The sequence below is a fragment of the Aeromonas sp. s6 genome, assembly GCF_040907815.1.
In the GTDB taxonomy this organism is placed as follows: domain Bacteria; phylum Pseudomonadota; class Gammaproteobacteria; order Enterobacterales; family Aeromonadaceae; genus Aeromonas; species Aeromonas caviae.
Genome location: NZ_JBFOCN010000051.1, coordinates 1 through 2,379 on the forward strand (window position 1 = coordinate 1; position 2,379 = coordinate 2,379).

Below are 2,379 nucleotides of genomic sequence, written 5' to 3' on the forward strand. Positions count from 1 at the left end.
GACATGACGAAACAAGGACATCCCGATAATGGCCCATAGCACCCGCTCCATGGGCATGCGCCGTCGGCGCAAGGAGACGGAGCCCGTCTCGGCCAAGCAAGCCTGCACCAGTTCAGGTGACAGCAGGTCAGACAGGGACTCAAACTTTCCGGGAGGACAGGCGTGAATGAAGTCGAGAGCTTGGTCGATACGCATAAAAAAATCCGAAACCCAACAAGGAGTTTCGGATTCTTACACAGCCTGAGGATCGGTCAATGGATCCTTAACTGATCGGCATTAGCCCGCAGGCCCGTTTTTTTTATTCGTTTTCCAGCAGCCAGCGTTTGAGCAGGGCGGCCAGCTGCTCCTGTTCGGCCAGGCTCAATGGGGCCAGCAGGCGGCGCTCGTTCGCCACGTGCTGTTCCACCGCATGGTCAACCAGCTCCCGCCCCGGCTCCGTCAGGCAGACCAGCAGGCTGCGTCTGTCATCGGGGGAGGCTTCACGTCTTATCAGGCCACGCTGCTCCAGCTTGTCGAGCCGGGCCGTCATGGCCCCTGAACTCAGCATGGCGGACTGGTAGAGCGCGGTCGGGGTCAGCGGCTCACCGGCCCGACGCAGGGTCGCCAGGATATCGAAGTCAGACCCCAGCAGACCGCACTCCTTGAGGGTCTCGCTCACTTCGCGCCCGGCGATCGCCGCCATGCGCGCCACCCTCCCCAGCACCCCCATGGGGGTGCAGTCGAGGTCCGGGCGCTGCCGGGCCCACTGGGCCAGCAGCTGATCTACATGATCACTCTCCATTCGGGCTCCATTATCTTTACATGAAGATACTTGATAATAAACCAACTCGCGGCTAATGTATCTTTACTTAAAGATACTTTGTTACGAGATAACCATGCCGCTGCTGATCGCCCTGCTCGCCCCCCTGCTCTGGGGCAGCACCTATGCCGTCGTCAGTCTCTACCTGACCGACTACTCCCCCTACTGGGTGGCCGTGTGGCGCGCCCTCCCCGCCGGGGTGCTGCTGCTGTTGCTCCATCCCCGCAGACCGCCTCTCGTCTGGAGCAGGCAGTTCCTGCTGGCGTTTTGCAACATCACCGCCTTCTTCGCCCTGCTGTTCGTGGCGGCGTTTCGCCTGCCCGGCGCCGTGGCGGGTACGTTGGGAGCGACGCTGCCCCTCATCCTGATGGGGCTGGCCTGGCTGCAAGACGGTGTCAGACCGACGCTCAAGTGGCTGTTGCTGGGGGTGATGGGGCTCGTCGGGGTGCTCTTGTTGCTCAATCCCTCTGCCAATCTGGATCCCGTCGGCGTGGCGTGCGCCCTGCTCGCCACCCTGCTCATCGGCCAGTCGAGCCGCTGGATGCAACCTGACTCTTATACACAAGTAGCGTCCTGAACGGAACCTTTCCCGTTTTCCAGGATCTGATCTTCTATGTGACTCCCAACATAGTAACGATCATGATAACTTCTGCTCTTCATCGTACGGCTGACTGGGCCAAATCTGTTTTCTCTTCGGCGGCGCTGGGTGATCCTCGCCGTACCACCCGTCTGGTTAACGTCGCCGCTCAATTGGCAAAATATTCTGGAAAATCAATAACCATCTCATCCGAGGGCAGTGAAGCCATGCAGGAAGGCGCTTACCGATTTATCCGCAATCCCAACGTTTCTGCCGAGGCGATCAGAAAGGCTGGCGCGATGCAAACGGTCAAGTTGGCTCAGAAGTTTCCCGAACTGCTGGCCATTGAGGACACCACCTCTTTGAGTTATCGCCACCAGGTCGCCGAAGAGCTTGGGAAGCTGGGCTCTATTCAGGATAAATCCCGCGGATGGTGGGTTCACTCCGTGCTCTTGCTCGAGGCCACCACATTCCGCACCGTAGGATTACTGCATCAGGAGTGGTGGATGCGCCCGGATGACCCTGCCGATGCGGATGAAAAGGAGAGTGGCAAATGGCTGGCTGCGGCCGCAACTAGCCGGTTACGCATGGGCAGCATGATGAGCAACGTGATTGCGGTCTGTGACCGCGAAGCCGATATCCATGCTTATCTGCAGGACAAACTGGCGCATAACGAGCGCTTCGTGGTGCGCTCCAAGCACCCACGCAAGGACGTAGAGTCTGGGTTGTATCTGTACGACCATCTGAAGAACCAACCGGAGTTGGGTGGCTATCAGATCAGTATTCCGCAAAAGGGCGTGGTGGATAAACGCGGTAAACGTAAAAATCGACCAGCCCGCAAGGCGAGCTTGAGCCTGCGCAGTGGGCGCATCACGCTAAAACAGGGGAATATCACGCTCAACGCGGTGCTGGCCGAGGAGATTAACCCGCCCAAGGGTGAGACCCCGTTGAAATGGTTGTTGCTGACCAGCGAACCGGTCGAGTCGCTAGCCCAAGCCTTGCG

General features: G+C 59.1%; 3 protein-coding genes and 1 pseudogene. 2 read left to right on the forward strand and 2 right to left on the reverse strand.

The window, feature by feature from the left end:
* On the reverse strand, positions 1-195 hold a 195-nt coding region (locus AB5Y50_RS07480; protein ID WP_368162519.1), incomplete at its 3' end, for a transposase domain-containing protein.
* A gap of 103 nt (positions 196-298) precedes the next feature.
* On the reverse strand, positions 299-781 hold the full coding sequence (locus AB5Y50_RS07485) for a MarR family winged helix-turn-helix transcriptional regulator (RefSeq protein WP_042017340.1): 483 nt from the start codon (positions 779-781) through the stop codon (positions 299-301).
* A gap of 94 nt (positions 782-875) precedes the next feature.
* Here AB5Y50_RS07485 and AB5Y50_RS07490 point away from each other — a divergent pair.
* Positions 876-1,346, forward strand: a pseudogene (locus AB5Y50_RS07490) (EamA family transporter); the annotation flags it as partial.
* 92 nt (positions 1,347-1,438) lie between these two features.
* A partial coding sequence (locus tag AB5Y50_RS07495; RefSeq protein ID WP_368162397.1) for an IS4-like element IS50R family transposase occupies positions 1,439-2,379 on the forward strand: 941 nt, incomplete at its 3' end.

Bases quoted from the DNA above. Each gene is read 5' to 3' on its own strand.
- AB5Y50_RS07485 (WP_042017340.1), bottom strand. From the start codon at position 781: ATGGAGAGTGATCATGTAGATCAGCTGCTGGCCCAGTGGGCCCGGCAG.